At 51.6% G+C, this 21,906-nt stretch carries 23 protein-coding genes and 2 pseudogenes; 17 read left to right on the plus strand and 8 right to left on the minus strand.

Features of this window, described 5'->3' with window-relative positions; translation table 11 throughout:
- A partial coding sequence (locus HVA01_RS14960) for a MerR family DNA-binding transcriptional regulator (RefSeq protein WP_146876212.1) occupies positions 1-133 on the minus strand: 133 nt, incomplete at its 3' end.
- Between the two features lie 105 nt (positions 134-238).
- Between HVA01_RS14960 and HVA01_RS14965 the strand changes: the two genes are divergently transcribed.
- The 5 genes from HVA01_RS14965 (at position 239) to HVA01_RS14985 (ending at position 2,932) form a co-directional block, all read left to right on the plus strand.
- On the plus strand, positions 239-664 hold the full coding sequence (locus HVA01_RS14965) for a VOC family protein (protein ID WP_146876213.1): 426 nt from the start codon (positions 239-241) through the stop codon (positions 662-664).
- A 158-nt stretch (positions 665-822) separates the two neighbouring features.
- Positions 823-1,566, plus strand: a complete 744-nt coding sequence (locus HVA01_RS14970) for a carbon-nitrogen hydrolase family protein (RefSeq protein ID WP_146876214.1) — start codon at positions 823-825, stop codon at positions 1,564-1,566.
- Between the two features lie 118 nt (positions 1,567-1,684).
- Positions 1,685-1,939: a type II toxin-antitoxin system ParD family antitoxin gene (locus tag HVA01_RS14975; protein WP_146876215.1), complete on the plus strand. Its 255-nt coding sequence runs from the start codon at positions 1,685-1,687 to the stop codon at positions 1,937-1,939.
- Positions 1,939-2,235, plus strand: coding sequence for a type II toxin-antitoxin system RelE/ParE family toxin (locus HVA01_RS14980; protein WP_146876216.1), 297 nt, complete (start codon positions 1,939-1,941; stop codon positions 2,233-2,235). The genes HVA01_RS14975 and HVA01_RS14980 overlap by 1 nt, the downstream gene beginning before the upstream one ends.
- Before the next feature lie 61 nt (positions 2,236-2,296).
- Positions 2,297-2,932, plus strand: coding sequence for a LysE family translocator (locus HVA01_RS14985; RefSeq protein WP_146876217.1), 636 nt, complete (start codon positions 2,297-2,299; stop codon positions 2,930-2,932).
- A gap of 121 nt (positions 2,933-3,053) precedes the next feature.
- Here HVA01_RS14985 and HVA01_RS14990 read toward each other — a convergent pair whose 3' ends face one another.
- A complete protein-coding gene (locus tag HVA01_RS14990) occupies positions 3,054-4,250 on the minus strand; it encodes a DEAD/DEAH box helicase (RefSeq protein ID WP_146876218.1) in 1,197 nt (398 codons plus the stop codon).
- A 527-nt stretch (positions 4,251-4,777) separates the two neighbouring features.
- Here HVA01_RS14990 and HVA01_RS15000 point away from each other — a divergent pair.
- Positions 4,778-5,203 (plus strand): CBS domain-containing protein, encoded by a 426-nt coding sequence (locus HVA01_RS15000; RefSeq protein WP_246129667.1) that lies wholly within the window; start codon positions 4,778-4,780, stop codon positions 5,201-5,203.
- 44 nt (positions 5,204-5,247) lie between these two features.
- Here HVA01_RS15000 and HVA01_RS17705 read toward each other — a convergent pair whose 3' ends face one another.
- On the minus strand, positions 5,248-5,529 hold the full coding sequence (locus HVA01_RS17705) for an ATP-binding domain-containing protein (RefSeq protein WP_246129669.1): 282 nt from the start codon (positions 5,527-5,529) through the stop codon (positions 5,248-5,250).
- A gap of 161 nt (positions 5,530-5,690) precedes the next feature.
- Here HVA01_RS17705 and HVA01_RS15010 point away from each other — a divergent pair.
- The 4 genes and pseudogenes from HVA01_RS15010 to HVA01_RS15025 form a co-directional block, all read left to right on the plus strand.
- Positions 5,691-5,852, plus strand: a pseudogene (locus HVA01_RS15010) (VOC family protein); the annotation flags it as partial.
- Positions 5,853-6,094: 242 nt separating this feature from the next.
- A complete protein-coding gene (locus HVA01_RS15015) occupies positions 6,095-6,520 on the plus strand; it encodes an N-acetyltransferase (protein WP_146876219.1) in 426 nt (141 codons plus the stop codon).
- Between the two features lie 198 nt (positions 6,521-6,718).
- Positions 6,719-7,141 carry a tetratricopeptide repeat protein gene (locus tag HVA01_RS15020; protein WP_146876220.1) on the plus strand — a complete coding sequence of 141 codons (423 nt, stop codon included), beginning with the start codon at positions 6,719-6,721 and terminating at the stop codon, positions 7,139-7,141.
- 96 nt (positions 7,142-7,237) lie between these two features.
- Positions 7,238-7,723, plus strand: a complete 486-nt coding sequence (locus tag HVA01_RS15025) for a YehS family protein (RefSeq protein ID WP_146876221.1) — start codon at positions 7,238-7,240, stop codon at positions 7,721-7,723.
- Positions 7,724-7,824: 101 nt separating this feature from the next.
- Here the strand turns inward: HVA01_RS15025 and HVA01_RS15030 are convergent, their stop codons facing one another.
- Positions 7,825-8,568 carry a class I SAM-dependent DNA methyltransferase gene (locus tag HVA01_RS15030; protein WP_146876222.1) on the minus strand — a complete coding sequence of 248 codons (744 nt, stop codon included), beginning with the start codon at positions 8,566-8,568 and terminating at the stop codon, positions 7,825-7,827.
- Between the two features lie 209 nt (positions 8,569-8,777).
- Here HVA01_RS15030 and HVA01_RS15035 point away from each other — a divergent pair, with 209 nt between their 5' ends.
- From HVA01_RS15035 to HVA01_RS15050, 4 genes are all read left to right on the plus strand, one after another.
- Positions 8,778-9,188, plus strand: coding sequence for a DUF4019 domain-containing protein (locus HVA01_RS15035; RefSeq protein ID WP_146876223.1), 411 nt, complete (start codon positions 8,778-8,780; stop codon positions 9,186-9,188).
- Between the two features lie 281 nt (positions 9,189-9,469).
- Positions 9,470-10,849, plus strand: a complete 1,380-nt coding sequence (locus HVA01_RS15040) for an NfeD family protein (RefSeq protein WP_146876224.1) — start codon at positions 9,470-9,472, stop codon at positions 10,847-10,849.
- Positions 10,850-10,904: 55 nt separating this feature from the next.
- Complete coding sequence (locus HVA01_RS15045; RefSeq protein WP_146876225.1) at positions 10,905-11,693, plus strand: slipin family protein; 789 nt, start codon at positions 10,905-10,907, stop codon at positions 11,691-11,693.
- Positions 11,694-11,902: 209 nt separating this feature from the next.
- Positions 11,903-13,504 (plus strand): methyl-accepting chemotaxis protein, encoded by a 1,602-nt coding sequence (locus tag HVA01_RS15050; protein WP_146876226.1) that lies wholly within the window; start codon positions 11,903-11,905, stop codon positions 13,502-13,504.
- Between the two features lie 329 nt (positions 13,505-13,833).
- Here HVA01_RS15050 and HVA01_RS15055 read toward each other — a convergent pair.
- From HVA01_RS15055 to HVA01_RS15065, 3 genes and pseudogenes are all read right to left on the minus strand, one after another.
- A pseudogene (locus HVA01_RS15055) lies at positions 13,834-14,250 on the minus strand (YqaA family protein); the annotation flags it as partial.
- Positions 14,251-14,261: 11 nt separating this feature from the next.
- Positions 14,262-15,080: a DUF1206 domain-containing protein gene (locus HVA01_RS15060; protein ID WP_146876228.1), complete on the minus strand. Its 819-nt coding sequence runs from the start codon at positions 15,078-15,080 to the stop codon at positions 14,262-14,264.
- Positions 15,081-15,292: 212 nt separating this feature from the next.
- Complete coding sequence (locus HVA01_RS15065) at positions 15,293-16,213, minus strand: glutaminase (RefSeq protein ID WP_146876229.1); 921 nt, start codon at positions 16,211-16,213, stop codon at positions 15,293-15,295.
- Between the two features lie 197 nt (positions 16,214-16,410).
- Here HVA01_RS15065 and HVA01_RS15070 point away from each other — a divergent pair, with 197 nt between their 5' ends.
- From HVA01_RS15070 to HVA01_RS15080, 3 genes are all read left to right on the plus strand, one after another.
- Positions 16,411-17,250 (plus strand): bifunctional transcriptional activator/DNA repair enzyme AdaA, encoded by an 840-nt coding sequence (locus HVA01_RS15070; RefSeq protein WP_146876230.1) that lies wholly within the window; start codon positions 16,411-16,413, stop codon positions 17,248-17,250.
- 414 nt (positions 17,251-17,664) lie between these two features.
- The gene (locus tag HVA01_RS15075; RefSeq protein WP_146876231.1) at positions 17,665-19,833 is read left to right on the plus strand and encodes a S8 family peptidase; all 2,169 of its coding nucleotides are present in this window, start codon (positions 17,665-17,667) and stop codon (positions 19,831-19,833) included.
- A gap of 122 nt (positions 19,834-19,955) precedes the next feature.
- Complete coding sequence (locus tag HVA01_RS15080) at positions 19,956-21,422, plus strand: cobyric acid synthase (protein WP_146876232.1); 1,467 nt, start codon at positions 19,956-19,958, stop codon at positions 21,420-21,422.
- Here HVA01_RS15080 and HVA01_RS15085 read toward each other — a convergent pair.
- Positions 21,382-21,780 carry a RidA family protein gene (locus tag HVA01_RS15085; RefSeq protein ID WP_146876233.1) on the minus strand — a complete coding sequence of 133 codons (399 nt, stop codon included), beginning with the start codon at positions 21,778-21,780 and terminating at the stop codon, positions 21,382-21,384. The two genes, HVA01_RS15080 and HVA01_RS15085, sit on opposite strands and share 41 nt — an antisense overlap.
- Between the last annotated feature and the right edge of the window lie 126 nt (positions 21,781-21,906).

Genomic DNA, 21,906 nt, shown 5'->3' on the forward strand with positions numbered 1-21,906 from the left:
CCTTATAACGGCGCTGATTCCCCGCATTGCGCCAGCTATGAATGAGTCCTTGCTGCTCGTAAAAGTGCAGGGTACTGACGTTAATGCCGCAGCGCTTGGCAACCTTGCCGACACTCCAAATCGTTTCTGCCATGACTTACCCCCTGAATCTTTTTTGCCATTTTTCCGCAAAAAATGCTTTACCTCAACTTAAGTTGAGGTTTTATCGTGGCATCTCACTTAACGCAAGGAGACGCTTATGTACTTGGAACACGTTAATCTGGTGGTTGCTGATATGAATGCCATGCTGGATTTTTACCGCGCAGTCTTCCCGCACTGGCGGATCCGCGATGAGGGCCATGGCGAGTGGTATGGCAAGCCACGCAAATGGATCCACTTTGGAGACAATGATCACTACCTGGCGTTAAGCGATCATGGCGAAGGGGAGAACCGTGATTTAAAAGGCCACAGCGTTGGGTTGGCCCACTTTGCTTATGTGACCGATAATCTCGATGCCGTTGTTACTCGATTAAACGAAGCGGGTTTTGCCATTGCCAAACCCGGCACCCCAGAACCGTTCCGCAAGAATGTCTATTTTGTCGATCCGGCCGGGTTTGAAGTAGAGTTTGTCGAGTACCTGAGTGACATCCCGACCGAGCGGAATTTAAACCGCGATGCTCAGTAAAGAACACTTTTGGCCGTTGCTCGTGCTGGAAACGCAAAGGTAGCGGCTTTCATGCCACTACAATGTGAGAAGGCGATGGTAAACAAGTCGGCGGTGTGAGCTGCACAATGCTTTTACAAGCACGGAATACAGACGCTGACGCTTATAGGAGCTCAACGATGAAGGTGTGTGCTGCTCAGCTTCGACCCATCGCGGGTAATTTTGCGCGTAACCGCGCGAAGCATCTTGAACTTATCGAGCTTGCCGTTGCGCAGCGAGCAGATGTCGTATTCTTCCCTGAGCTTTCGCTAACGGGGTTTGAACCGCGCCTTGCCGATTCCCTGGCTGTCGATATAAACGATCACCGGCTCGATGTGTTCCAGGCATGGAGCGATCAACACAACCTGTTCATCGGTGTTGGCATGCCGATCACCGTTGATGCGGGTGTTCAGATCAGCATGGTGTGGTTCACGCCGGGTAAAGCGCGTTGCCTTTACTCTAAACAACAGCTGCATGCTGATGAGCATCCCTTTTTTGTGCCAGGTTATGAACAACTTGTATTGGAGAGGGACGGCTTCAAACTGGCTCCGGGTATCTGTTACGAGTCGCTTCAAATGAGCCATGCTGATGAGGTGGCCGCCTTATCCGCCGAGTTTTACTTGGCGAGCGTTGCCAAACCCGCTGGTGGGCTAGCCAAGGCCATCGTTCATTATCCAGCCGTAGCGCGCCGGCATCATATGAGTGTGATCATGGCGAATTGTGTCGGGCCGAGCGATGATTTTATCAGCGTGGGCCAGTCGGCCGCTTGGAGTGTGCGTGGAGAATTGCTTGCGCAGATGGATGCCGAGTCGGAAGGGCTGGTTGTGCTAGACACCGTTAGCGGGCGTGCGAGTGTGGAGCAACTTGCTAATATAACGCTTTAGCCAACGCTAGAAAGTGACACGTTTGAGCTGAACAGTTGGGCGACAAAAGTAGGGCATTGATTCAATGGAACGTATAGTATGACATTATCATACTATTGCTGTTATAGGAGCGCCCACTATGAGTATGCACCGGAAAACCATCACTTTGACTGAACAACAAGACAGTTGGGTGAAAAGCCAGATTGAAAGTGGGCAGTTCGGCAATGATAGTGAATATATCCGCCATCTGATCCGTCGCGACCAGCAGGCCCAAGAGCGTCTTAACACGCTAAGGAAGGCTCTCGTTGAGGGTGAAGCCAGTGGGGAAGCTAAGCCGCTCGATATATCTGCTATCAAGGCAGCTGGGCGTAAGCGGATGAAGGCGGTTAAGTAGTGGTCAAGCTGAGCAACACACCGAAGGCGGAATCAGACCTTATCGATATTTGGGTATATACCTGCGAAGAAGGGGGTGTTGAACAGGCGGATAGATACCTGGATCAGTTAGAGGCAGGAATGAAGCAGCTGGCTAATCATCCGTCACTCGGCACGAACTACGCCCATGTTCTCCCTGGCTATCGCAGATTGCAGGTAGAGCGTCACGCCGTGTTTTATCAAGTGCTTGAAGCAGAAATTTTGGTCGTTCGTGTGCTGCATCAGGACATGGATGCGCCCCAAAGGCTTTTGGAATAGTGGCAGCTAACGTTCAAGCTTTTCACCCAGCCGCAATCTTTAGGAAAGAGGAGTTTCGAAATTGTTTGACTACACATTGATTCACTGGGCGACCTTTCTGGCAGCGGCGGTCCTTCTCAACCTTTCCCCAGGTCCAGATATTGCGTTCATTTTAGGGCAGACATTGCGCAATGGCCGTCGACATGGGGTCGCGGCGATGATAGGAATATGGACCGGTGCGGCGTTGCACGTAGTGATGGCGGCGGTAGGCCTTTCGGCAATCCTTGCCACTTCGGCCTTAGCATTTTCTATTGTTAAGTGGGTTGGTGCCGCCTATTTGATTTGGATTGGCATCAAAATGCTTCTATCGCGCGGTGATTCATTCATCTCCAATGAAGACGACAGCCATCAACGGCTGCTTTCTATCTACTGGCAAGGCGCGCTGGTTTCTGCGCTCAACCCGAAAGTAGCCGTATTTTTCCTTGCGTTCTTGCCTCAGTTTGTTGTGGAAGGTGCTGGCCCTGCAAGTGCTCAGTTATTACTGCATGGCACCCTGATTATTGTCGTGGCCGCTTGCATAGAACCGCCGTTGGTTCTTTTGGGGTCAAAGTTAGGGGTTTTCTTAAGACAGAATCGGCGAGTTGGCTTATGGATGGATCGAGGCCTTGGAGCCTTGTTCGTTGCGTTGGGCGCGCGGCTTGCAGCTAGCACAAGGTAACTGAACAGCGTTACCTTGTTGCCTTGGCTACAGACTATTCACAGGATGCCAAACTTTCCTTTTTGTCCAGGTTTTGGCATCGCTGCTGCGCGCCAACATCATTTTCAAAGCGCTGCAGTTATTAACGATTACTGTTTTTAACATAGTTCAAGTTTGACGCGGGTACTGCTTTTCGAACCGGAAAGTCTGCAATCTCTTTGCGCTCAATCGTATTTTTTAATCGCCTTTCAATGGCACAAAGATTTTTAAAGTCACTGATGTCTACAAGCGAGATGGCTTCACCTGAGGCACCCGCACGGCCGGTTCGGCCAATGCGGTGGATGTACTCTTCTGGCTGAAAAGGTAAATCGTAATTCACCACACGGCTCAGTTCACCAATATCCAAACCCCGAGCGGCCACTCCCGTGGCGACCAGATACTTGAGTTCGCCCGTTTTGAACTGAGCCAAAATCATTTCGCGCATGGCCTGGCTTCTACCGCCATGAATGGAATCCGCTTTGATGCCGCGTTTTTCCAGCTGAGCGACAAGCTTGGCCGCATTGTGTTTTTTCTCGGTAAAAATAAGTGCCTGATCCCACGCTTGTTCGTTAATCAAGTGACTCAGCAGGGCGGACTTAGTGTCTTTGTCGACTGTAATTAACCACTGTTTGATATTGGCGGCGGCGCGGACGTTGGGAGAAATGTTTATTTCATCCGCCAGATCGGTCATCTTGCTATCTGAAAAATCGTAGGCGAGGGCGCGAACGTCGTCGGTGATGGTGGCCGAAAACAGTAGGTTCTGACGTGTTTCAGGCAGGCGATCTATGATTTTCTTGATATCGTCGCCAAAACCCATGTCGACCATTCTGTCCGCTTCGTCCAATACCAAGACTTTAAGTTCATCAAAGTGCAGCGCACGCTGATGAGCCAAATCAAGCAATCTGCCCGGCGTGGCGACCAGAATATCCACCCCTGCGATTAGGCGCTCTTTTTGAGCTTCGGTATCCACACCGCCATACATCGCCATAGAGGTTAAGCGCGTGTGTTTAGCGTATTGAGCCACACTGGCTTCGACCTGAACCGCTAACTCACGGGTCGGCACGAGAATCAGCGCACGTATGCGTTTGCCACGTAACGTGCCCGCTGTACTAAACCGTTCTAGCAGAGGCAGAACAAAGGCAGCGGTTTTGCCTGTTCCTGTTTGTGCGGTAGCGATTAAGTCGTTACCCGAAAGAATGGCAGGGATCGCTTGTTCCTGGATGGGCGTTGGCGTGTTGTAACCTAGTTCGGTAATAGCTTGAACAAGAGGGGTGGATAATCCTAGTTTTGCAAATGGCATAAGGCGCCCTGACAGATTGTCGTAAGGTGTGTCGAAAATAAAAGATGAGGCAGTATAAAGTAAAAGCAGCCAACCGCTGAAGCGGAGGCTAATTGAGGCGCTAAATACCCATCCTTGGTGCCACAATTCTAACATCAACCAGCATCGGGCGGTTTATGCACGTTAACCGGCCTATCGGTCCACCCCATCCCGCTGCTCAGCCTGATCCAGGAGCACCGGGCCGCTACCAGATTCAGCCAGTTTGTTGTCAGGATTATAGAGCGGGCAATTGGCCATACTCAGGTAACCACAGCCGATTCAGCTCGTCAGATTATCGCGTAACTTTTGGAGATAAAAGCAATCCGGGCACCAAGCGGTGCCATGATGTCAATTAATTTGAAATTCCCACCGTGGACGACTAGGTTTTTAGAGCATGCGAGCTTGGACGCTCAGTCTTGCTTCAGCACTGAAGCAAGGCAAAATGCACAAGTCACGCATTCACCTGACTATTGCATTTCAATTGATTGATGAAACAAAAAGGGAGACTAATGATGCAAGCCAACGAAGTCATGACAACCCGCCCGGAGTACTTGAATGCTGACGCATCTATCCGCGAGGTGGCTAAACTGATGCGCGATACCGACTCGGGCTTCGAGCCTCTCGTGCGTGGTGAAAAGGTGGAGGGGGTACTCACTGATCGAGATATCGCCGTCCGCGGCACTGCCGAAGGCAAGAACCCTGAAGACAATGCCTTAGATATCGCAACGCAAGCCGCTCTGTATACCTTCTCAGACACCGATGTCGTCGAAGTGCTGAAGAACATGCAGGAGCAGAAGGTTCAGCGCCTACTGGTACTCAAAAGCCCGGATCAAAAAGACTTGGTAGGCATTATTACCGTGGGTGATATCGCCGATCAATGCAAAGAGGAGGCAGTGATCAAGGAGCTGGTCAACTGCGCCACACATTACCGTTAACTAAACGCTTTCATGGTCGACGGTTGCCCCGGTATGAGTGAGCGTTAAACGATGCATGGCGTGCGTACAGGCCAGGCCACGTAGAGCAGGTTGCGCTCCATGTTGATGGTGTGATTCTTTTCACTCGCTTCCGGGGCAACCACTTGATCAAACTCCAGCCCTTTGGCCATATGGGCGGTACAGATGATAATCCCACGGCCAAAGGGTGCGCTATGTCCACTTTTTAACTGCAAACGCACGCCATCCCCAAGCATCTGTTGCCAGTCTTCAACAGTCGGCGTGCGGTTATTGGGTAATAATAAGAAGGTCTGTTTAACCTCCTCCAAGCTAACGCCAACTTTCTGCGCGGCTTTTGATCACCTAAATCCGCCTTAGTGCTTCTGGTTTATAACGGCGCTGATTGCCCGCGTTGCTAGCCCTTGCTGCTCGTAAAAATCCAGGTGCTGACGTTAATCCCACCGCGCTTGGCTACCTTGCCGACACTCTTGCTTATGTGACCGATAACCTTGATGCCGTTGCCAAACCTGGCACCACAGAGCCGTTTCGCAAAAATGTCTATTTTGTTGATCCGGCCGGGTTTGAAGTGGAGTTCGTTGAGTATCTGAGTGACATCCCGGCAGAGCGCAATCTCCATCAGGATGCTCATTAATAAGCCGGTCGGCACCCCCTGTGAATATTCTGCTAAAATCCTGCAGCTTCCGGTGTAGTGAAAGCAAAAATGCTATTAGCTAGCAAGTGGCGATTCATAATTCAATGGAAGGAGCAGGCCTACCCTGACTCGGGCAAGGCATTCCGGCCTTATTTTATGCAGCTAGCTGCCAGCCTATCCCAGGTCTCAGCAGCCTTTCAGTAACGCCTTTGGCGCAGTTGACCCTCATTAGGAACCACTAAATGATTCGTAAATACCGGGAGGCAGATATTGACCAAGTTTTGGATATCTGGCTTTCAGCATCGATTAAAGCCCACTCTTTTGTTGGGCCAGCGTTTTGGAAGGCAAAAGTTAGTGAAATGCGTGATGTATACATCCCCGCGTCGGAGACCTTTGTATTTGAAGCTGATGAGCAGATAGCAGGATTTTACTGCCTTTATGGCGATACGTTGGCTGCTGTTTTTGTGTCACCAAGCTTGCAGGGGCAAGGTATAGGGTCAGCGCTGATGGACGACGCCAAAAGCAGAAGGGCGTGTTTGCAGCTCAGTGTCTACAGCCAGAACGCTCCCAGCATCAATTTTTATAAGCAACATGGCTTCATTTCACTAGGTGAGCAGATTGACGAACAAACGGGTGAACCTGAGTTCATCATGGAGCTTTACTGTTAATAACGCTGAGTGGTACAGCTGCTGAGGTCGGAGTTGATAGTGCTATCACCTCACCACAAAACCGGGAAATGATCGCCCGAAGGGCCACCCGCAAGGGGTATAATGTCATCGGCCACGAAGGGGCGGTTGCGTTGCAAGCGTTGATTTTCAGCGTTTTTTCACTTGTTACTGTTTTTAATAGAGAAAAGGTAGTCGTTCATGATTAACACCAAAATATACAAGGCAGTCTACGAACTCGCTGAAAAACTCATGAAGGCTGCCGATAAAGAGGATAGAGAAGCTTTCGATGCGCTCTATGCCGAATTGGAGGCGATTTGCACCGAGAACGAAAACACTGATAAAGATCACCCAGAGCAGTGGGAAACCCTGGCTGATTTTACAGAAGAGCTAGATGAGGCACTGGCTGTCTACGAGAAAGCCTTTGAAAAAGCCGTCGCGATCAATTCGAAAGACCACATGTCATCGATCGCGTTCTCCATGGCAAAACTGCAAGTTGAGCTAGGCCAGACCGACGCGGCGATCAATAATCTTAAAAATGCCCAAATCACCGCCAATAAAATTGAAGATGGCGAGCTTAGAGAAGAAATTGATGAGCTGCTTGAGACGCTGACGGCAGGCTAGGTTTGCTACGTTACTGATTTTCCAACTATTCATGATTGACACAGATGCACATATAGCCTGATTGTGCTGGGTTTGCCTAAGACTAGGGACACTATTTTGACCAATAATGATATTTTTCGCCGCATACGTTACACCTTTGATTTAAAAGACAGCACCATCGTGGATATCTTCGCCTTGGCAGAGGTCAGCGTGACTCAGCAGCAGGTCACTGCTTGGCTGAAAAAGGATGACGACGATGCCTTTGTGACGATGAAGAACAATGAGCTCGCGGCGTTTTTGAACGGCTTTATTAGCTTTAAGCGTGGCAAGCGCGAAGGCCCGCAGCCCGCGGCAGAATCGCAGCTGAACAACAACATGGTGTTCCAGAAGCTGCGCATTGCGCTGAATCTAAAGGCTGAAGATATTCTGGCAGCGTTTGAACTGGCTGGCTTCAATCTAAGTAACCATGAATTAAGTGCGTTTTTCCGCAAGCCCAGCCATAAGAATTACCGAGAGTGCAAGGATCAAGTGCTGCGCAACTTTTTACTCGGTATTCAGCTTCAATTGCGACCCAACCAAGAAGGCTCAGCGTTAGAATCCTAAGTTCATAGGGCTCTTGCTTGAGCGCATAACGATAGCTTTTTGTACCATGCCGCAGGGACATGAGGGCCGGCCATGGCCCTCATGTTCTCTTAAAAATACGATTAAGCTTTCACACAGACGAAAATCGCATTCCCTGAAAGCTTATCCCAGGGCTTGATAGTTTCGTAGTCGTGCTCAAACACATGCACTTCGAAGTGAGGCGCTAAGAGTGCGATTAACTCAACAAAGCTGACGGCTACCATGGGGTGTTCGTCGTTCCATACCTGGGTCGTTTCAGCGTTGGCTTTTTCAATGCTCAGCCTGAGTGACTGTTTTTCACCCTGCCCGCGATAGTGCCACCCAGAGCGGAACGTGAATAAATCGCTTCCTTGCTTGGCGGTGTGTTTAACGAATAAGTCATTATCAATTTTCTCTTTATCGACCGCGTTGAAACAGAATAGTCCGCCGGGTGTTAGCGCGCGATGCACACTGTCAATACACGCTTTGAGTTTTTCAATCTCAGCGTTGTAATGAATGGAATACAAAAAACAGGTGATTAAGTCAATGGGGCCATCAACTGCGAAATCACTCATGTCTTGCAACGAGAAGTGAGCTTCCGGGCAGCGTTTGGCCGCTATATCCAGCATGGGTTGATTGATATCCAGCCCGTGGCTTTGGTAACCGGCGTCGATAAAATGCCGCAGATGCGGGCCAGTGCCACAGGCTAAATCAAGGTGGGTAGTGCCGTCGTTACCGAAGATTTGATGAAATCTTTCAATGGCTTTGCTTTGCGCTGGGTAGTCGATATCTACGCACATCAAATCGTAGTAGCCAGAAAGGTCGGTATAGAGTGCGTTGACGGACATGGTCGCCTAATGATGGAAGCTGAAGAGGGTAGGGGCGCATGGTAAACGAGCGGGTAGGCTTTGAGAAGTTGGGATAGCGACCCGGCTGCGTCCAGCCGATAGCGGGTTAAAAGTGCTGCATCGCTGTTAAAGAAATTCTGCCAGTTTCCGATAATTATCTTAGGCCGCCAAAATTTTCTATCCGCCGCCCAATGCCACAAGAGCTAGCCATGCCCAAAACACTGAAGTTTGTCATCACCACTTTGCTTCTCGTGCTGTCCCCTGTCGCTCATTCGACCACTCAGGCGGCGGCGGAGGCGGCGGTGTTGGCGTGGCTAGAAAACATTGACAGTGGTCAATATGAACAAGCGTGGGAAAACTCCTCAACACTGCTGCAGGTGCCGCTGTCGGCTAGCATGCTGGCACGCACGGTTGGGCTAGCTCGGCGAGATTTCGGTGTGGTTGAGTCAAGGCGGCGAACGCGTGTCGTCCGAGAAACCTCAATGCCCGGCGCACCGTTTGGTGACTATATGGAATTCACGTTTCAAACACGGTTTGAAAACAAGCCGCAGATCACTGAAACCATTACCCCGCACTTAGACGGGGACACCTGGAAAGTCAGCGGCTACTACGTGCAGTAATCGGTGCCATAATCGCCAAAAAAGCGTCGCCACAAACGGTAGTTTTCAATCCAATACCCTAAACAGCTCATAACTCAGTGAGCTGTATTTGCATCCCCAACCTCCTGTTTACGTTCCCTTCATGACGAAGTGCCAAGCGGGTGCTACGTTTAATGAAAGACGCCGTTTTATTTTTTGTGCAAAACCTGTACGCAGCATATAGCCTGTAGAATAAGGTGGCACTGTGATGGCACTATTAGCGACTTCGTCAAGCTGTTAATGCGCACCGCGCGGGGGTGGAAATGCAGGCCCTTTCTTACAAATCGTACTGGCTGTGGCTACTTTGCGCGGGTTTACTGCTGGCTGCATGGTCGTTCACGTGGCAGGCCATGGCGCAAACCTCTTCGTCCAGCGCCCTGGTGCTCAATATAGATGGCGCTATCGGCCCGGCGACGAAAGACTACCTTGAGCGCGGGTTGCGCAATGCTCGCGAGCAGGGCAGTGAGCTTATCATCGTGGAGTTAAACACCCCGGGGGGGCTGGTAGAAACCACCCGCGACATGGTTACAGAAATGCTCAACGCTGATATTCCCGTGGTTATGTACGTTTCCCCTAGTGGTGCTCGGGCAGCTAGCGCGGGTACCTACCTGCTATACGGAAGCCACGTGGCGGCCATGGCACCGTCTACTCACCTGGGTTCTGCGACGCCGGTGCAAATGGGCGGTGGTGGGTTCGGCGGCGGTAGCCCTGGTGAAGAGGGTGCTGATGAAGAGGGCGAAAACGGCGCAGAGGAGTCAGAGGGCAATAGCAGTGCCATGGAACGTAAGGTGTTGGAAGATGCAGTGAGTTTTATCCGCAGCCTGGCTGAGCGTCACGACCGTAACGCCGATTGGGCTGAAGAAGCCGTGCGCGAGGCCGTCAACCTCACGGCCAATGCGGCGCTGGAACAAAACGTTATTGATGTAGTGGCGCGCGATATTGACGATTTGTTGGCGCAGATAGATGGTACGACCGTGGTGATGGAGCGAGGCGAATATACACTGGCAACGGCCGATCTCACTATTGAACGTTACGATCCCGATTGGCGTACCCAACTCCTATCGCTGATTACCAACCCCAATATCGCCTACTTCCTGATGATCATCGGCTTTTACGGGCTGATTTTTGAGCTTTCCAGCCCGGGTAGTTTATTCCCCGGCACCATCGGGGTGATTTGCCTGTTGCTGGCGCTGTTTGCTTTTCAAGTGCTGCCGATTAATTACGCCGGGCTGGCGCTCATCGTGGTAGGCATAGCGTTGATGGTCGGGGAAACCTTCATGCCCAGTTTCGGTGTACTTGGGGCAGGGGGCATCGTTGCCTTTGTGCTGGGCTCGGTGATGCTGATGGATGCCGAGTACCTGGCCATTTCGTTGCCGCTCATTGGCGGAGTCGCGCTGGTATCCAGCGGGTTGATGCTGTGGACATTAACGCGCTTTGCAACGCTGCGTCGTCGTCAGGTCCATACCGGTGCGGAGCAGCTCATTGGTGCGAGGGCTATCGCATTGGAGGATTTTGATACTAACGGCCATGTACGCCTGCACGGCGAACGCTGGAATGCGCTAAGCGATGTGCCGATCAAACAAGGCGATGAAGTGAAGGTCGTCCGCCTTGAAGGTTTAACGGTTTATGTATCGCCCGAGTAGCACTTGCCTACTGTAAGTTTCATCTTAACTGACCAATCGCAAAACGAGGTGTCCTATGTTGCTTTCATATTTAGTTCCCGTCGTGCTGGTGGTGATCTTAATCGCTGCGTCTATTCGCATTCTCCCGGAATACAAGCGAGGCGTGGTGTTCTTCCTGGGCCGTTACCAAACGGTGAAAGGGCCTGGGCTGGTCATCGTGATTCCCGCTATTCAAAAGATGCAGGTGGTCGATTTGCGCGTCATCACCATGGACGTGCCTGAGCAGGATGTGATTTCTCAAGACAACGTGACGGTTAAAGTGAACGCCGTGCTCTACTTTCGCGTCATTGACCCTGAAAAGGCGATTATCCAGGTCGAGAATTTCAGCCAGGCGACCAGCCAGCTGGCACAGACCACGCTACGTTCCGTACTGGGTAAGCATGACCTTGATGAGATGCTCTCCGAGCGCGATAAGCTCAACGACGATATTCAGGAAATCCTCGATTCCCAAACCGATTCTTGGGGCATCAAGGTGGCAAATGTCGAGATCAAGCATGTGGATTTGGATGAGAGCATGATTCGTGCGATTGCGCGCCAAGCGGAGGCTGAGCGTGAGCGGCGCGCTAAAGTGATCCATGCCGAGGGCGAACTCCAAGCTTCGAAAAAGCTGGTCGAAGCAGCCAATGTGATGCAGGAAAACTCTGCCGCGCTACAGCTGCGCTACCTGCAAACCATGAGCGATATGAGCAATAAAAACGCGTCGACCATTGTTTTCCCATTACCGATGGACATCATGGAGGCGTTCAAAGACATGAAGGCGAAGCACATGGCCCCAACGCCAGATAAAAAGCCAGATGACGGCTAGGGTTTGTTGATGTTTCGCTCACGGCGGCGCTGGTTCATTGCTGATATTTGGCGTGCTGGCCTTGGTTGTGAACGGGGCCGTTATGAGGTTAAGCCGATGCTGAAACATCAATAGGCCATAAGCTTGATTAATTAAATTTATACTTTGGTCTAAACATTCTCATTCTGAAGCCGATAATCATTAATGATACTTCAATTGAGGATGTTCAGATGTCACTTAGAAAGTCTTCTCTACTGGTTCTTTCGATTTTATTTCTTCTTTTTTTCTCCAGTATACTAACCAGCGTATGGTTGCTGGCGAGTAGTAATAACTCACTGAATGCGGTGAATAAAGAGATCCGTGTGGTGCTGTCGATTATCGATCCCATCAACCACAGCCGTACCCTTCGTGTACGCCTGATGGAATATATGAACACGGTGGAAAGTAGTAACCTCGAGTCGGCGTCAACTCTTAACGACCTGAGGGAGACCGTGGATAAAATGGATGGTGCATTTCAGGCTTACCTTGATGCGCCTAGGCTCGATGGTGAGGCGGCGTTGACGGATGCTTACCAATCCACTTATTTGGCTTACCGAGATAGGGGGATTGAGCCGCTGATTGAAGCTGCCGAAGCCAATGATCGACAACAGTTTCAACAGCAAATCGAAACAGTGGTGCAACTCGACAGGCAATTTGAAATTGAGTTGGACAATGTGCTGGCCCTGCACGAACAGAACGCTAAACGTTTAAACGATGAAGCCCAAAGCCGTTTTGTCTTGGGTATCTACCTTATTATCGCGTTCGGCGTGCTGTTTCTGATTGTGATGGCAGCTGTAGTGATACTGCTAAAACGCTCTGTGCTTACCCCTCTTGAAAATGCTAAAAAACACTGCGGACAGATTGCCGAAGGGATGTTGGCAACGCCTGTACCCGTCATAACGTCTTCTCGCAGCGAGATCCAAGACCTGATGCGCACGTTGGAACAGATGCGTCAGTCGCTGACCGGGATTATTAGTCAGATCCGCAATTCCACGCAGACAGTGTCCGATGCTTCGAAGGACATCGCCACCGGTAATGTTGATTTGGCTTCTCGAACTGACCAGCAAGCCGCTGCGCTGACTCAGACGGCTTCCAGCATGGTAGAGCTGAGCGCGACGGTAAAACAGAATAATGACAACGTTTTAGAGGCAAGCCGTTTAACCAGCGAAACGGTGGAAAATGCTAAAACCGGCGAAAAAATATCAGAAGAAGTTATCGCTACGATGGGCCTGATCAACAGTAACTCAAGGAAGATCGAAGACATTACTGGCGTCATCAATAGCATCGCCTTCCAGAGTAATATACTGGCGCTGAACGCCTCAGTTGAAGCGGCTCGTGCAGGTGAGCAGGGACGTGGTTTTGCCGTCGTAGCAGGGGAAGTGCGTAACCTCGCTAAACGCAGTGCAATTGCTGCACAAGAGATCGAAAGCCTGGTTGCCGAATCGGTTGCCAATATCCAAGCAGGTTCAGGTCAAGTTTCTCAAACGGGGAAGGCTATCGCGACGATTATCGACTCAATTAGTCGGGTGAATATAAAGATGGAACACATTTCTGCTGCGTCGGATGAGCAAAGCCAGGGCATTAGCCAGGTCGAGCAAGCGGTAACAGAAATGGACGGTGTGACGCAGCAGAACTCAATACGGGTGCAGGAAACAGCCGCCGCTGCCGCCTCGCTGGAAGAACAGGCGCTTCATCTTATGCAGGCCGTGTCCACTTTCTGCCTGGCTGACAATACCCAAAATCAGCTACCAGCCGGCGGGAAACTTGCACTTGGACATGGCGTAACGGTGTAAACCTGCACTACTTATTGCCAATAAATGTCGCAGACGATAAGTTTTAAAGATCAGGGAGGCGAGAAACAGCAATACTTAGCAGTCGTTTAGAAGCTCCACCGTCAGGTGGAGCGTTAAATCTTGATGCACTAAAGCCAGCAGGGTGGTCATATTAACGTCGTCAAAGCCTGCATTCCCAGCGCTACTATTAACACAACAACTCCTGCCACCAAACTAGTGAGCATGGCATGACGTTTCCATAAAATCAGTACGCGGTGACCAAAGCGGTAAACTAGCCAGGCCAGACCGAAATAACGTAGGCCGCGGGCGATTAGCGTTGCCAGTGCGAATAGCAGGATCGGGTAGCCAGAAAGCCCTGCAGTAATCATTGCAAGATGGTAGGGAAGGGGTAAAAAGCCAACCGATAGAATGGCAATAAAGCCATATTGATCGAAAAATGTTTGGAAGGCCTGGTAGCTCTCCTGCATATCCAACGATTCAATAAACCACGTTCCCACTGACTGATAAAGCAGCAAGCCAACACTGTAGCCAACCAGTGAAGCTATTAAACACCCAGCAGTGGTGACGGTTGCTAACCGCCAGAGCCGCTGCCTATTGACGGCCATTAGCGGGATTAGCACAAGCTCCATGGGGATAGGTAGAATAATAGTTTCCAGAAAGGAAAGAGTGCCCAAAAGCCACAGCATATTGTTTGAGCCGTTGATACGCTCGAACCACTGCCTCGGTTGTTTGAAGAGGATGGCCATATTAGCCTGCTTTACGTAGCGGGATTAATGCGGCGGTAAATAGACGCTAATAGGCTATAGAGGCCAAAGGCAAAGAGCCCCACCGCGACAAATGCAAGCAACCACTGTCCGTAGGGTTGGCTTCGCAGCGTGCTAAACACTTCACTAATACCGCCTGCTTCATTAGGGTTGATTTGATAAGCGGCAATGATAAAAAAGCTACCCACGATGACAAATACAAGACCACGGATTACTAAGCCGAAACGGCAAATTGGATAGGCCCACTGTTGAGTCTGTGTCGGCATAGCGAAATGTTTGTCGAATTTGGCCGTGTAGCCTTTAAATGCGTGCGCAATACCCACGCCAATCATGACTAAGCCAACCCCGCCTACCAGCCAGCGCCCGAAAGGCTGCTGCATCAACCAGCCCGCCACGCCTTGAGAGCCGCCGCCAGAACCACCTGAAGATCCTCCGAATTGGAAGATGAGACTGGCAGCAAAAAAGGCCAGCAGAAGGTGGGTGATGGCACTCACCATCAGACCTGTGCGAATAGCGAGGCCTTTGGCATCAGTGCCATGGTGGTCAGCATCGTTGACCGCCTGAATGGTGCGCCACATAGCGTAACCAACCAAGCCTATTGCCATGATCGCTAACAGTATTTTTCCAAAGGGGGCAGTAAGCACTCGTTCTAATGCACCACGGCTGCCCTCTGTTTGCCCGCCTTGACCAAACGCAGCCAAGGCGGCGAGGCCACCCACTAATAGATACACGATGCCCCTGGCAGCGTAGCCCATGCGGGCGAAAAGCCTGACCGCATCACGCTGATTGCTGGTTGTCATATTGTTGGCCATGACGTCCTCCTGACTCACAATGGCGTTGCTAAATGTCCGTATATGAATGGCTATCTATACTGTGGGTGTAGCATGCTATTGTCTAGCGTGGTGGAGGGTGGACGGTGCTTGATTGTGGCTATTCAGTCAGTAAACGATAGTACTGATTTTATAAAGGCAAGTGATTTTAAGCTAAACAATTCTTATACGAATTTCTAGTCTTAATTAAACTACTAATGCCCAAATACTGACCAGCCGGTACGTTGTACAAACATTTCCAGCGCTTGGGTGCCTAATAAGCTGTTGCCGTAGCTATCTAATCCCGGCGACCAGACGGCGATAGAACCATGGCCTGGCGCTATCGCCAGAATGCCGCCACCCACGCCGCTTTTGCCGGGCAGGCCGACGCGAAAGGCGAACTCTCCCGACGCATCGTAGTGCCCGCACATCATCATTAGTGAGTTGATACGTCGCGCCCGCTGGGGCGCAACTACGCGCATATCGCTGGGTTTGTTGATGCCATCCGAGGCCAAAAACAGCCCGGCATGAGCAAGTTGTTCGCAGCTCATGGCAATCGCGCACTGGTGGAAGTAGGTGCCCAGCACCTTATCGACATCGTGGCGAAGATGCCCAAACGCCTTCATAAAGTGTGCCAGAGAGGCGTTGCGGTCGCGGTGAGCCATTTCAGAGGCAGCCACAGCGGGGTCGAAACAGATGCAGTCGTCATCGGCGACATAGCGTACAAAGCTTAGAATTTCGCCTAGGGTCTCTTTGGGTTCATGCCCCATCATGATCGCATCGACCACCGCAATGGCACCGGCATTGATAAACGGATTACGCGGTTTGCCGCTTTCGTGTTCTAGCTGAACGATCGAGTTGAACGGGTCGCCTGAGGGTTCGCGGCCCACTTTTGACCAGAGTGAATCGCCCATCTGCCCCAGCGCGATGGTCAGCGTAAAGACTTTCGAGATACTCTGAATCGAGAAGGGCGTGGTCGCACAACCCGCCGAGTAAACGTTGCCATCCACAGTGGCGAGCGAAATAGCAAACTGCTGTGGGTCAACATGGCCAAGCTCGGGGATATAGTCGGCAACCTTGCCACGCTGTTCTGCTTTCGCCATGGCGGCTGCAATGTCATTGATCAAGTCTTGCATGGGCGTATCGTGTACCGTCGATTGAGGCGGGGCATTACCCTAGCGAAAATTGGTAAAAAAGTCTGTTAAACAGTGTGTTTAACAGAGCGTCTTATTATCCGCCAGTGCGCAAGATTCGGGTCGGTAAATAGCCCGTGAACGCTTAGGCTGATAGAGAACTAAGCGGCCCGCTATGCAATGGCTAGAGAGACAACACAATGAACGACTATGCGCGTATCGAAAAAGCCATGGCCTATATGGTGGCCCACGCGGCAGAACAGCCCAGCTTGGCAGTGGTAGCTGCTCACGTTCATTTGAGCGCTTTTCACTTCCAGCGGCTGTTTTGCCGCTACGCAGGCATTAGCCCCAAACGTTTTTTACAGGCGTTGACCTTAGAGCGCGGCAAGCAATTGATTCAATCATCCACTTCGCTGCTGGATATTGCCCATACCTTGGGGCTTAGCGGTGGCTCGCGGCTTTATGATCACTTTGTGCAGCTGGAGGCGGTTACGCCCGGCGAGTTTAAACGCCAGGGGGAGGGAGTGGAGATCGCCTACGGCGTGCATGAAACGCCGCTTGGCAACCTATTCGCCGCGGTAACACCCCGAGGTATCTGCCGAATGGGGTTTGTCGATGCGACTGATTCAAAAGCGTTATTGGCGAGGCTGGCCAAAGAGTGGCCGCGCAGCACCTTTCAGCATAGCCCTGAAACCACCCGCTATGCGGTGGAAAGGCTGTTTAATCGAGCCGACGAGGGCGCTGCCGCTTTGTCACTGCACGTAGCGGGCACTAACTTCCAAATAGCGGTTTGGCGGGCGCTGCTGACCATTCCTGAAGGCCAGCTGGCGAGCTACTCACATATCGCCCAAGCGTTGGGCACGCCTAGATCTTCTCGTGCAGTGGGTAATGCGGTGGGCGCTAACCCCATCGCGCTATGGATTCCCTGCCACCGGGTGATTCAACAAAGCGGCGCGCTAGGCGGCTACCGCTGGGGGGCGGCGAAAAAGCAGATGGTGCAAGCCTGGGAACTGGCGCAGCTAGGTGCTACACCACACTGAGCGCTGTCTATAAAACGGTATTTCAGTGCGCTATGAGGCTATGGTTATGAATGACAAGGCCATTTAAGAGGATACAACCAGTTTAAATGTTGATGCAATTGTAAACAGGTAGCAAGGTAAAAACTGCCTATTAATCAATTGAAATCAGTTCTTAGAATCAATACATTTAAAATCTACATTAGTATTGTATTTTGTAGCTTATTTTAACCCACAGTTAACCGTTTGCATTATTTTTCAGGTTTTTTAAACATTAGTTTTAATTAAATTTTTACTAAAAAATGGTGAATAAAAAAGGTTGTTCATAGGTTGATTGTTTGAAGTCAATTAGTATTAAATACGCTCGCCTCTCCCTCCGGTAGCTTACCTAGCGAGCGTTATTGCCTAATGATAATCTTTTCCCCTCGATTGTCTGTAATGTTTGACAAGCACACGCTTTTTTTGGCTGTCGCTGTTGCGCTGGGCAGCATTTCGTTGACCGCTTGCAGCTCAGGCGGTGGGGGCGTTAGCAGCAACACGGCTCCTTCAGATAGCGGTTCGACGACCAATATAGCCCCAAGCGAGCCTCTTAGCGTACGTGTGGCAGTCGCCGATACGGGTTTTGATGTGGATGACATCGTCAACAGCGAGTTGGTGATTGATAGCCTGAATATCTATACGGGGAGTACGGATGTCAGCGGAGGCGACGAATGGCACGGTAACGTGGTGGCGTCGACCATTACCGGTGGTTCGTTAGGCAATGCGCGCCTTGACCTGTTGAAAGTCGCTAACAGCGATGGCGACACCTTTAATAACGCACTGGATTACGCCATTGGAGAAGCTGCCCAGCGTGGCGCGAGAGTCATCAATGCCAGCTTTTCACGACGTCTTGAAGCAAGCGACTCGAAGCTCGCGTTTAACGGCGTAACATCGTCTGAGTCTTACCAACGAGTGGTAAGCGCCAACCAAGGGAAAGGCGCGATCTACGTGGTAAGCGCGGGTAATGATGGTGATGCGATTGATACCCAGGGTCGGCCAATTTATGCGAGCCAGCCCGAACTTTTTGACATGATGCTGATTGCAGTGGGGACGTCGCAGGATGGCCAAATTCACCCTGCCAGCAGCTATCCGGGGGAAGACACTGAGCTCCAGCGGCGTAGTATCGCGACTGACTTTGCTAATCCAGCGGTAGGTGCACAGGGAACGTCTATTTCAGCCGCCAGAATTTCTGAGTATGCGGCCGGTATTGTGGGTCAATGGCCTCATTTGACCGCACAACAAGCGAGCCAGCACTTATTGGATACGGCCAGCCAAACCAGCGTGCTTTATCAGCAAAATACGTGTGGCGATGCCGCGAATTTAAACTGTGGCACTTTTTACCTTGGCCAGGGGGAAGCCGATATAGACGCTGCATTAGCGCCAGATGGTGATTTGATAGTGCCTCAAAGCGATCGCGTGATGGCAGGCGGTGATTTGGCTGAGGTGTCTTATATGCAGCTTTCAGCAGCCTATGGTGATTCGCTGTCGGAGTCGGGCGTATTAGATGGCGTCGCTGTATTTGACTCCCTGGGGCGTGACTACCAAATGAACCTGGGACATCAAACGCAGCAGCGCTTAAGCCGTGCGCACCATTTACGTGATCAGATGGAGCGGATGTCGCTTACGTCGGCGCAGGCCACGCAAACGGAATCGATGCAAACGGATAATTTCCACTTTGCCTCGAGTGTGAATGCGGCGGGCGATGTGCTAAGTAGCCGTTTCGATGGCAGCGTTGGTAATGCCACCCTAAGCGCGTTCAACTACGCGGGTAACCAGATTGATCCAACAAGCGGGTATGCGGCTTCGGGTATGATACCGATGATTTCATTCCAGTCTGGCGCGGCGATTACCAATGCGTTTGAAAGCGTTAACGGCATAGAAGCGCGTTATTCTTTGACCGATAAGCTGAGTATCTCTACTTCCTATTGGGCGGGTGATGTTGAAGACGATATGAGTATCGGTAATGACTATCGTGCCAACCGCTCTGACGTTGAGTTAGCCTACCAACTAACGCCGGTCTTCACCCTGACAACGCATGTGGGCCGCTTGAATGAGGAAAATGGCCTGCTCGGTGGCAACGGCGCGGGGGCTCTTGCGTTTGGTGAGCGCAATCAGATGACGTTTACCGGTGCTGGTTTACAGGCGAAAGTAGCTAATGGGGTTGCCGCCTTTGCCGACTTTGAGCAGGGGCGCGGCGATGCCGAGGGGAGCGGTTTGATCGCCCACATTAACGATATTAGTGCCCAGGAAATGGCCGTTGGGCTTCAGTGGCAGAAGAACGATGAGCGAGCAGCGCTAACACTCCGCCAGCCTTTGCGCATTGATAGCGCGACGGCGACATTCGATGTACCCATTGGCCGCACTTTGGAAGGCGATGTACGCCGCGAAACGCGTGAAGCGTCGCTGTCACCTTCGGGTCGCCAAATGGATATCGAACTAGGCTATGCGTTCAAGCCCAGTGAACGTAGCCAGCTGCAGTTTAACTTGCTACATACGTTGGAACCGGGTCATAACGCTAATGCCAGCAGCGATAGCGCTGCAATGGTGAACTATCGTATTGATTGGTAGCAACACTCAGCGCGGCGACTGGTCTATGGGGAATGCTGCAGAGAGCGTCCGCTAGCCGTTGTTGCGCCGTTAACCCTCTCCCGCTACAGTCTCGCTCTTGTACACCTGGGCGAGACATTTTTATGGCCACATTGATGATTCAAGGCACCACCTCGGATGCAGGTAAAAGCACCGTGGTGGCTGCGCTCTGCCGTGCCTTGGCAAGGCGAGGAGTCTCGGTGGCGCCGTTCAAACCCCAGAATATGGCATTGAACAGCGCCGTAACCGAGGACGACGGCGAGATTGGCCGCTCCACTGCGTTGCAGGCACAGGCGTGCTATTTAGCCCCCCACAGCGATATGAACCCGGTGCTTCTAAAGCCGGAAACCGACCGGGGTGCCCAGGTGATTTTGCGCGGCAAGGTGCATGGCCATATGGACGCACTGGATTATCATGCCTATAAACGCATCGCTAAAGACAGCGTGATGGCGGCATGGCAGGCGTTGGAGAGTCGCTTTGACGTCATTATTGCCGAAGGCGCGGGCAGCCCCGCTGAAATCAATCTTCGTGAGGGCGATATTGCCAATATGGGCTTTGCCGAAGCGGCTGATTGCCCGGTATTGCTCGTCGGTGATATTGACCGCGGTGGGGTATTTGCCCAATTGGTGGGCACGCTGGCGCTATTGAGTGAGAGCGAGCAGGCGCGCACGCAGGGCTTTATTATTAACCGCTTTCGTGGCGATATGGCGCTTCTAAACCCTGGGCTTGAGTGGTTAGAGGAGCGCACAGGAAAGCCGGTGCTGGGTACGCTGCCCTATCTACAGGGGCTTGTGTTAGACGCGGAAGATAGCATCGGCCTGACACAGGCTGAAAAGCGCAGCATGGTGCTTAAGATTATTGTGCCAGCGCTGCCGCGAATCAGTAATCACACCGACTTTGACCCTTTGCGTCTGCACCCACAGGTAGCGTTGTCCTTTGTTGGGCCAGATCAACCGATTCCCGCCGCTGATGTGATCATTCTGCCCGGGAGTAAAAGCACCGCGAGCGATCTTGAGTGGTTAAAAAACGAAGGGTGGGATAAAGCGATTAAGCGCCACCTGCGCTATGGCGGTAAGGTGCTGGGTATCTGCGGGGGCTTTCAAATGCTGGGCGAGTGGGTGGAAGACCCTGACGGGTTAGAAGGCAAGCCAGGAAAAGTGGCGGGGTTGGGGCTATTGCCACTGACCACGCGCATGGTGGCAGGCAAACAGCTGCGTAATGTCAGCGGTGTGACAATGGCTGAAGGCGCGAACGTCACGGGCTACGAGATTCATAACGGTGTGAGCGAAGGTGCGGCACTGAGTACGCCGCTATTTGATATAGGCGGCCAACCAGAAGGGGCTATTAGCGAAGACGGCCAAATAATGGCTACCTACTTACATGGATTATTTGACCATCCGGAAGCCTGCCAAGCGCTGCTTACCCGATTAGGGCTCAAGGAGGCAGAACATGTCGATTATCAAGCCCACCGAGAGCGTGAGCTTGACCGCTTAGCCGACATGATTGAAGCCCACGTTGATGTAAGCTCCGTTATTGCGTTGCTGGGAGTTGGCGTTTCGCCATCACGGTGATTTCAACGCTGCTACCGCCGCAAATAGTAGGCGATTCGGTGCAGGTGCGCGCAGGGTAACGCCCTGGTTCAAAGTATTCCGCATAAACGCTATCCAACTCTTGGATATTATGTAGATCCGTCAGGTGGATATCCACCCGTACTATGTCCGCCAGGCTTCCGCCTTCCATTTCGAGCATGCGGGATAGCGCACGCATCACAAGCCGCGTCTCTTCTTTCACATCACCCTGGGCGGAGTGACCGTTGGAAAGGTCGTCAACAGTAAGCCCTGAAATAAACACATAATGGTCATCTACCACCATGTGGCTACCGGGAAAACTGGGTGCAGGCAGAGTAGGGTCGTTCGTAAATGTTGCCATTGAAGTTCCTTCTAAGTCACTGGTCACGATTACGCGATATCAGACAGGTGGGTATGCTTAGGGTTCAGTAAAAACCACATTGTCTAGGCTTAATCTATAGCATAATGCGCTGTCAAAACGGCGATG

The organism is Halovibrio variabilis, assembly GCF_007991175.1.
Taxonomy (GTDB): domain Bacteria; phylum Pseudomonadota; class Gammaproteobacteria; order Pseudomonadales; family Halomonadaceae; genus Vreelandella; species Vreelandella variabilis.

What these genes read in the sequence shown, in the direction of transcription:
- HVA01_RS15080 (WP_146876232.1), top strand. Translation starts at nt 19,956, where the DNA reads ATGGCCACATTGATGATTCAAGGCACCACCTCGGATGCAGGTAAAAGC.
- HVA01_RS15040 (WP_146876224.1), top strand. Translation starts at nt 9,470, where the DNA reads ATGCAGGCCCTTTCTTACAAATCGTACTGGCTGTGGCTACTTTGCGCG.
- HVA01_RS15050 (WP_146876226.1), top strand. Translation starts at nt 11,903, where the DNA reads ATGTCACTTAGAAAGTCTTCTCTACTGGTTCTTTCGATTTTATTTCTT.
- HVA01_RS15085 (WP_146876233.1), bottom strand. Translation starts at nt 21,780, where the DNA reads ATGGCAACATTTACGAACGACCCTACTCTGCCTGCACCCAGTTTTCCC.
- HVA01_RS15015 (WP_146876219.1), top strand. Translation starts at nt 6,095, where the DNA reads ATGATTCGTAAATACCGGGAGGCAGATATTGACCAAGTTTTGGATATC.
- HVA01_RS14965 (WP_146876213.1), top strand. Translation starts at nt 239, where the DNA reads ATGTACTTGGAACACGTTAATCTGGTGGTTGCTGATATGAATGCCATG.
- HVA01_RS15030 (WP_146876222.1), bottom strand. Translation starts at nt 8,568, where the DNA reads ATGTCCGTCAACGCACTCTATACCGACCTTTCTGGCTACTACGATTTG.
- HVA01_RS15035 (WP_146876223.1), top strand. Translation starts at nt 8,778, where the DNA reads ATGCCCAAAACACTGAAGTTTGTCATCACCACTTTGCTTCTCGTGCTG.
- HVA01_RS15065 (WP_146876229.1), bottom strand. Translation starts at nt 16,213, where the DNA reads ATGCAAGACTTGATCAATGACATTGCAGCCGCCATGGCGAAAGCAGAA.
- HVA01_RS15000 (WP_246129667.1), top strand. Translation starts at nt 4,778, where the DNA reads ATGATGCAAGCCAACGAAGTCATGACAACCCGCCCGGAGTACTTGAAT.
- HVA01_RS15020 (WP_146876220.1), top strand. Translation starts at nt 6,719, where the DNA reads ATGATTAACACCAAAATATACAAGGCAGTCTACGAACTCGCTGAAAAA.
- HVA01_RS15075 (WP_146876231.1), top strand. Translation starts at nt 17,665, where the DNA reads ATGTTTGACAAGCACACGCTTTTTTTGGCTGTCGCTGTTGCGCTGGGC.
- HVA01_RS15045 (WP_146876225.1), top strand. Translation starts at nt 10,905, where the DNA reads ATGTTGCTTTCATATTTAGTTCCCGTCGTGCTGGTGGTGATCTTAATC.
- HVA01_RS14970 (WP_146876214.1), top strand. Translation starts at nt 823, where the DNA reads ATGAAGGTGTGTGCTGCTCAGCTTCGACCCATCGCGGGTAATTTTGCG.
- HVA01_RS14975 (WP_146876215.1), top strand. Translation starts at nt 1,685, where the DNA reads ATGAGTATGCACCGGAAAACCATCACTTTGACTGAACAACAAGACAGT.
- HVA01_RS14990 (WP_146876218.1), bottom strand. Translation starts at nt 4,250, where the DNA reads ATGCCATTTGCAAAACTAGGATTATCCACCCCTCTTGTTCAAGCTATT.
- HVA01_RS15070 (WP_146876230.1), top strand. Translation starts at nt 16,411, where the DNA reads ATGAACGACTATGCGCGTATCGAAAAAGCCATGGCCTATATGGTGGCC.
- HVA01_RS15060 (WP_146876228.1), bottom strand. Translation starts at nt 15,080, where the DNA reads ATGGCCAACAATATGACAACCAGCAATCAGCGTGATGCGGTCAGGCTT.